This is a genomic window from Bacillus cereus ATCC 14579 (assembly GCF_000007825.1).
In the GTDB taxonomy this organism is placed as follows: domain Bacteria; phylum Bacillota; class Bacilli; order Bacillales; family Bacillaceae_G; genus Bacillus_A; species Bacillus_A cereus.
Genome location: NC_004722.1, coordinates 2,597,814 through 2,605,004 on the forward strand (window position 1 = coordinate 2,597,814; position 7,191 = coordinate 2,605,004).

Below are 7,191 nucleotides of genomic sequence, written 5' to 3' on the forward strand. Positions count from 1 at the left end.
CACGGTAACCTAATGTAACACAATATTAATTATTGCTGTATTAGAAACACTAGGTAATGGTACGCAAGTAAATATCAAAATTTAATTTCAAAACATAAATGATATGTTCAAAAGATGGTATGAAAAAATTAGATGTAATTATATAAAGTTATAATCAGTGGGTCGATCATAAACTTTATAGGCGAAATAATTTAGATTTTTTATTGAATAATAGTTTCTTCAGATAAAGAAAAAACATTGGAAAAGAATGCACTATATATTAAAGCGTGTACTTTTTGTCCCGACATTTTTAGGCATGAAATATCGGTTATTTTTGTTTGTTATGTATTAAAGTAAATCCTTGAAAGGAAGTAAACTTATGGATTGGTTAGAAAGAATGAATAATGCATTAGAATACATCGAAAATAGCTTGGATGAAGACATAGATTATAAGAAAATTGCAAAGGCAGCTAGTTGCTCTGAGTTTCATTTCTCCAGGATGTTTTCATCAATTTCAGGTGTATCACTTTCAGAATATATTAGACGAAGACGATTAACTCTTGCAGCATTTGAAATTCAAAAAGGTGATATTCGAATTATTGATGCAGCTATTAAATATGGTTATGTTTCTTCTGATGCTTTCTCGCGTGCTTTTAAAAAAATGCATGGAATAACTCCTTCTAACGCTCGTAATAAAGGAGTACAGTTAAAAGCTTTTCCGAGAATTTCCTTTCAAATTTCGATAAAAGGAGATACCGAGATGGAGTACAGGATTGAAAACCTTGATTTTGAACTAAGAATTGTAGGTAAAAGTAAGCGCGTAAAGACAAGCAGTGCTTTTAAAAAAATTCCTACACTTTGGAACAATGCGAAAAAAGATGGCTTTATGCAAGAATTGATAGATATGTCATGGGAAGATCCAAAATGCAAACTGGAAAGTCTTTTGGGGGTTTGCGGAAAAGATGCTGCTATAACAGATGAAGAGTTTTCCTATTTTATGGGGGTAAGATACGATGGAGAAGTACCAGCTGATATGGAAACCCTTGTTATTCCTGTAAGTACATGGGCAGTTTTCCCGAACATAGTGGATGCATGGAAACGCTTGTACTCCGAGTGGGTCCCAACCTCTAAGTATGAACTTGCAAATTTACCATGTATAGAATGCTATTACGGTCCAAAACATAAACCAAGGCATGAACTTTGGGTTCCTGTTATACCAAAATAAAATTAGTGTTATTTTCCACCCGTTGAAATAATAAATTTAAATTAGGGATATTAAATATTATTGATATATAAGAATGGATATGATACGAATTTTTAATATTGAATCCTTGCTAAAAAAATTACCAATCATAACAAAAGCATACTTCAAGTAATGCTTTTGTTATGATTCATTTTTCGTATGAAGACCGACTGTTTCCGAGCCTTCTTCAATTGACCAAGACATTATATATAATGCACCTCCACATCTAGATGTTACAAATAAATATAGCTGGGATAGCACCACATACTCTGGGGTAATTGACTAGAAGGAGTACCAGTAGCATTTTGAAAAAAAAACAAGCTAAGAGCATACAAGATTTTATACAGTTTTTCGGCTCATTTAGTTACAAAGGAGAACCCTAAAACTGAGTCAGGGGAGGGGGGATAAAATATGCATAGAATTATAGAAAAGGTGAATCACTTGTGAGAGTAAGGGGATGCCTTTTTCCTTGCTACTGATAATAGGACGTTATGTTCACTTCACATGTATATAATATAAAGGAAAAATTTTCTTATAAGCGTATTATCTAAGTGATACAATTAGGAAAAGGGAGGTATATGTATGGAAAAAGGTTCTATAAGAAGAATATTCCTGAAGGAATGGACGTTTACTCTGGTACTGATAGCAATTTTCCTTAATGTTTATATCAAAAAAACAGGTATAACACACATTTCCCTTCTCAAATTACTGTTTATTCCGATTATCTTTATCGTTGCTCATTTCATAGATAAGAAATTTGCAAAGTATGCAAGTTAAGCATAGGGGGGGGCACCAACATTTCACGAATTTTGTAGGTTAAGGCATAACGTAGTCATTGATTGAAAATATTTCGTAGGATTTTATAAATACAGAAACCCACGAGGAATATTCTTTAAAGGAGTTTGATTACTTTATGTTAAGAGGATGGATAAATAAGGTGAAAGAACCTGGATGCATTCATAAATATAACTTTATTAAAACTCAAGATAGTGAAAATTTTAAAACAGGACAGATCGGTACAGCTAGTTTTTATAAGTGTGAAAAGTGTGGAAAAGAAAAGATTGAATATAAATATAACAGTGATATAAATAGTGACTATTGGAATTTATAAGGTAAATTGTTTAATGAAACGGAGATTTACTAATATTAATTATTCGCTATCCGAAAATGAGATCGGAAAATACAGCTACGACTAAACTGTTTGACTGGTTGATGAATATGCCAAATATGCTTACGGTGTAGATCCACCTGATCATACTCGTCTACGTCGTCTAGTCTCTAAAGCCTTTACACCACGTATGATAGAGGATCTTCGTCCCCGTATTCAGCAAATTACCGACGAATTGTTGGTTGCTGTACAGGAACAAAGAAAGATGGAAATTATTTCAGATTTTGCTTACCCACTACCCATTATTGTTATTTCAGAGATGCTTGGGATTCCCGCCACTGATCGAAACCGGTTCCGTGAATGGACCAAGGTACTCATGAACGCCTCTGTGAATCCTAGTGAAGGAGCCGCAGTTACAACAACACTTGGAAAAATTTATTCAATACATCGAGGCACTAGTTAACGAAAAGCGCCTAAATCCTGATGCTGATTTGATAAGCGAGCTCGTACAAACAAAAGAGCAAGAAGACAAGTTGAGTAATAACGAGCTTCTCTCGACAATTTGGCTGCTCATTATCGCTGGACATGAAACGACAGTTAATCTAATCAGTAATGGTCTACTGGCATTACTTCAACATCCCGAACAAATGAATTTAATAAGGGAAAACCCTTCCCTTATTCCTTCCGCTGTTGACGAACTATTACGCCATTCCGGCCCAGTTATGTTTATTAGCCGTCTTGCTAGTGAAGATATGACAATACACGGAAAGAGGATTCCCAAAGGTGATTTAGTTCTACTCTCTCTAACTGCTGCAAATATTGATCCACAGAAATTTACTTATCCGGAAACATTGAATATTTCACGAGAAGAAAATAATCATTTAGCCTTTGGGGCTGGTATACATCACTGTTTGGGAGCTCCATTAGCACGTTTAGAAGGACAAATTGCATTAGGTACTTTGCTACAGCGGCTTCCTAACCTTCGCCTAGCAATCAAACCGGATCAATTAAATTATAATCATAGTAAAATTCGTTCTCTTGTTAATCTGCCAGTTGTTTTCTGACCTATAATTACAATGGACTTAAGCTGTTTTTGATTTTTTGTCGAAAAAATTTTTTAGCACCTTCAGAACGAACTTTTTGTTAATTTGTAGCAAAAAGTTCTTTTTTCATTTTGGGGTAAATCTGAATTCTTAAGTTGATGGGCATTGGGCATGGAGGAGTACCACATCGCCATCACCCTCAGAAAACAAGTCCTCAAAACGATAAATAAGCTTTTTCGTTACAAGAAAGCCTAAAAATTTCATTCTGAGAGTGTAATAAAAATTTACCCTGATGGGTATTTGGTTCTATTTTTACTATACATCTCTACATTTTAGAGAATGTTCACAGCTGTAATTTTGCAGGTTGAAATAGCAAATCTAACAATTGTAGTTGGATTTATAGGTAAAGTACCTAGAACTATACCGAGACCCGTTTGTTCCACATTAAAATCTGCTGCAATAGAACCAGTACTTGCTAAAAGATTCACTGTAGAACCAATAAGCGTATCTAGTAATTCCCTAATTGGTCGTTCACGACAATCACATTCGCATCCTATGTCTACTGGTGGAAGTAATGTTATAGATGGTCCTGGCGGTAAAAAACCTACCCCTGTTACATCAGAAATATTGACTACATAGGATGTGGAACCATCTGTAACTGTTACTAAGAAATCATTTACGGAAGTAATAGTAAATAAAAAGAAAAGTGGTGGAGTGTTTGGTGCATCCGCAATAGTGCCAAGAAGCACTGTTTCCCCAATAAGTTGTTGTAAAACATTCTGCATAGGTAAAACGCAGCAATCACAAAGGCAACTTTCAGTTGAGCCTGTTGGACCTGTTACTCCAGTTGGACCTGTTACTCCAGTTGGACCTGTTACTCCAGTTGGACCTGTTACTCCAGTTGGACCTGTTACTCCAGTTGGACCTGTTACTCCAGTTGGACCTGTTACTCCAGTTGGACCTGTTACTCCAGTTGGACCTGTTACTCCAGTTGGACCCGTTATCCCAGTTGGACCTGTTACTCCAGTTGGACCTGTTACTCCAGTTGGACCTGTTACTCCAATTGGACCTGTTACTCCAGTTGGGCCTGTTACTCCAGTTGGGCCTGTCCCTCCAGTTGGACCTGTTGGTAGAGTAAATGGTGGAATTGGTGGAAGTGTAGGGCCAATTAAATTTGAATTAAATGCATTAGCTTGAAGTATTTTGTTTTTATCAAACATGAAATTACCTCCTGCAGGTATAATTTCTTATAGGAATATATAAAATTCCCCTTCATAAAATTTTTTATCACCATATAATATGCTATATCTTTACTATTGTGTGTTTTGTAATGATCCAATGATAGTATTTTTGTATTAATAGTGAATCTGGTTTTGAATCAAAGAGTACGCCCATTTGAAAGAGGCATATAGAGTTTTAATAAATTTTATTCTTATGGGCATTTCACCACATACCTATCAAGCTAAAGTTTTATTACACTCTCAGAATGAAATTTTTAGGGCTTTCTTGTAACGAAAAAGCTTATTTATCATTTTTGGGGTGAGACCTGTTTTCTTAGGTTGATGGTAATGTGGTAGGACCCCATTAAGGTATTTGTTTTGCTTACAATCATAGGAGGAAGTACTGCTTGCATTCCATTTAACAAACCTAACATATTCACATCATACTTTTTTGATGTGACCACAGGAAATCCTTCTTTTGTTGACCAACATCCTATATTAGGTTGCGCATGCATTGCTAAAATAGGATTAAGCCGGGTAAGATATAATTGTTTTTCTAAATAGTATACTTTATCATTAGTTAATCCGTATATTTTGTTTTAGGGATAATGATTTTGTTTAGTGTTATACATATTTCTTTTCTACTGTATAAACCTTGTCTCCTCCATGAATAATAAACAAGGGCTCTAATTTAGCTGCTCTTTGTAATAAAAGTTCGAATTCACCACCCATCTTAAAACAGCTACCTTCAGGTCCGTTGCATCTGCTGTCTTCAAAAAACACAAAATTAAATTTATTCTTACAGTGTAATTTTTTCATTCATTCTTTCAGTAAATATTCTGAATGTCCATGTAGTGTCATAAACATCTTTTCCTTTCATAAAAATCAATAATCTACCTTTTTAATTACATGAAGATTAATTGTTAAGTTAATCAAAAAAATAAAGGTTCTATAATGAATCTTGAGAAGCAAAAATAATTGAAATCATTTGAGTATAGAGATGAAAAACTTAGATGTTGGGAACTTGTTTTTTGTGGCATCTTCAACCAGTGATGATATAGGTGCATCTTCTATGCCTCGAGATATCGCTATCCAAACTTTCTTTTCACACAGTGGGCTTATTTGGATTTTAAGTGATTTGATATGAGATTTATTGTGTTAGCGCCTTTACTAATTTTTATTGTATATAAGATAAAATGAAGGAATGGTGGAAATGAAATGTCTTTTTAAAGTTATAACAATTGCGCTTATAGCTGGGGCTATCAGCGGTTGCTCTGAGTTAGCGGAGATAGAAGAAAGAGGCTTTGTAGTAGGTGCCGCTTACGATATTGTTAAGGAAAAGAAATCTAATCCAATTATGAAAGGGACGTATCAAATGGTACTTCCCAGTAAGTTAACGCAAGAAGGTGGAAAAGGCGAAGGGAATAATTATATTGATGTGAGTGCAAAAGGAGATAGTGTGTTTGAACAAATACGAATAATCGCTAAAAAGATTAGTCGTACTTTATTTTTTCCACATATACAAGTAATCATTTTTTCTGAAGAATTACTATCGAATCCAAATGTTTTACAAAATACGTTAGATGTATACATTCGAGATCATGAAATGAGAAGAAATATTCGTCTATTTGTTTCTGAGAAAAATGCAGAAGCAATCTTGAAACAAAATGCAAAACCAGAAAATTTACCGGCACAGTATATTGATATGCTAGCTGAACACCCTCCTAAAAATGCTCAGATGGTTGAGGCAGCAAGAATTGGTGACGTGCAGGAAAAGATAATTTCAAACCGAAGTTTTGTACTACCTGTCTTAAAACCTACAAAACAGGGGATAGAAATGGATGGGGCTGCGTTGTTTCGTGGGAAGGATAACAAGTGTGTTGGAATGTTAAACGGCGAACAGACAGTGGGAATAAACTTTATAATCGGTGAAAAATTAGGAGGTTATTTTACCATACGTAAAAAGGACCAGCTTATTACATATGAAATTCATAAACTACACCGAAAAATACAGGTATTTACTGAAAATACTACAAAACCGAAGTTTGATATTCATCTATTTCTCGAAGGTACTTTAGCGGAGTTGCATTTTAGTGATCATAAAAAATTCATGAATGAAAAACGCTTAACGAAGGATATTTCAAAAGAGGTGGAACAAAGGATTCAAAAATCAATAAAGCTTGTTCAAAAAAAATATAAGGTAGATGTATTAGCGTTAGGAGAAGTATATAAGCGGCATAATTATAAAAAATGGAAGAAAATAAGTAAGAATTGGGATCAAGGCGAAAATTATTTTAGTGATGCCCAAATTAATGTTCATGTTCATTCAATAATTGAACATTCAGGTTCAGCTTTACCCAAGAAAGTAAAATGAGTTAATTTGATTGGTTACCGAATTAGATATTAGCTGCCAAATATCAATACTAGCTATACCCCGTATTATATATTTTATTTTCATAACTTCGATTGCTTCATATACATTACCTGTATTTCTTACATAAATTATATAAGTGAACAAGCTTTTACACTATTTCTTCCAATTTCACCTTTTACTTTTCTTAATATTTTCTTTTCAACTAAAAAATTGACTGAATAATT

The 7,191-nt window shown here is 34.2% G+C and carries 5 protein-coding genes and 1 pseudogene; 5 read left to right on the forward strand and 1 reads right to left on the reverse strand.

Going from position 1 to position 7,191, the window contains the following annotated elements:
- Positions 1-358 precede the first annotated feature (358 nt).
- The 4 genes and pseudogenes from BC_RS13170 to BC_RS13185 form a co-directional block, all read left to right on the forward strand.
- The gene (locus BC_RS13170) at positions 359-1,204 is read left to right on the forward strand and encodes an AraC family transcriptional regulator (RefSeq protein WP_000383874.1); all 846 of its coding nucleotides are present in this window, start codon (positions 359-361) and stop codon (positions 1,202-1,204) included.
- Positions 1,205-1,804: 600 nt separating this feature from the next.
- A complete protein-coding gene (locus tag BC_RS13175; RefSeq protein WP_000410780.1) occupies positions 1,805-1,999 on the forward strand; it encodes a hypothetical protein in 195 nt (64 codons plus the stop codon).
- A gap of 136 nt (positions 2,000-2,135) precedes the next feature.
- A complete protein-coding gene (locus BC_RS13180; RefSeq protein ID WP_000943882.1) occupies positions 2,136-2,333 on the forward strand; it encodes a hypothetical protein in 198 nt (65 codons plus the stop codon).
- A gap of 65 nt (positions 2,334-2,398) precedes the next feature.
- Positions 2,399-3,394, forward strand: a pseudogene (locus tag BC_RS13185) (cytochrome P450 family protein); the annotation flags it as partial.
- A 311-nt stretch (positions 3,395-3,705) separates the two neighbouring features.
- Here BC_RS13185 and BC_RS13190 read toward each other — a convergent pair.
- Complete coding sequence (locus tag BC_RS13190) at positions 3,706-4,593, reverse strand: exosporium leader peptide-containing protein (RefSeq protein ID WP_000459802.1); 888 nt, start codon at positions 4,591-4,593, stop codon at positions 3,706-3,708.
- Positions 4,594-5,806: 1,213 nt separating this feature from the next.
- Here BC_RS13190 and BC_RS13195 point away from each other — a divergent pair.
- Positions 5,807-6,967: a Ger(x)C family spore germination protein gene (locus BC_RS13195; RefSeq protein WP_000649886.1), complete on the forward strand. Its 1,161-nt coding sequence runs from the start codon at positions 5,807-5,809 to the stop codon at positions 6,965-6,967.
- Positions 6,968-7,191: the final 224 nt, after the last annotated feature.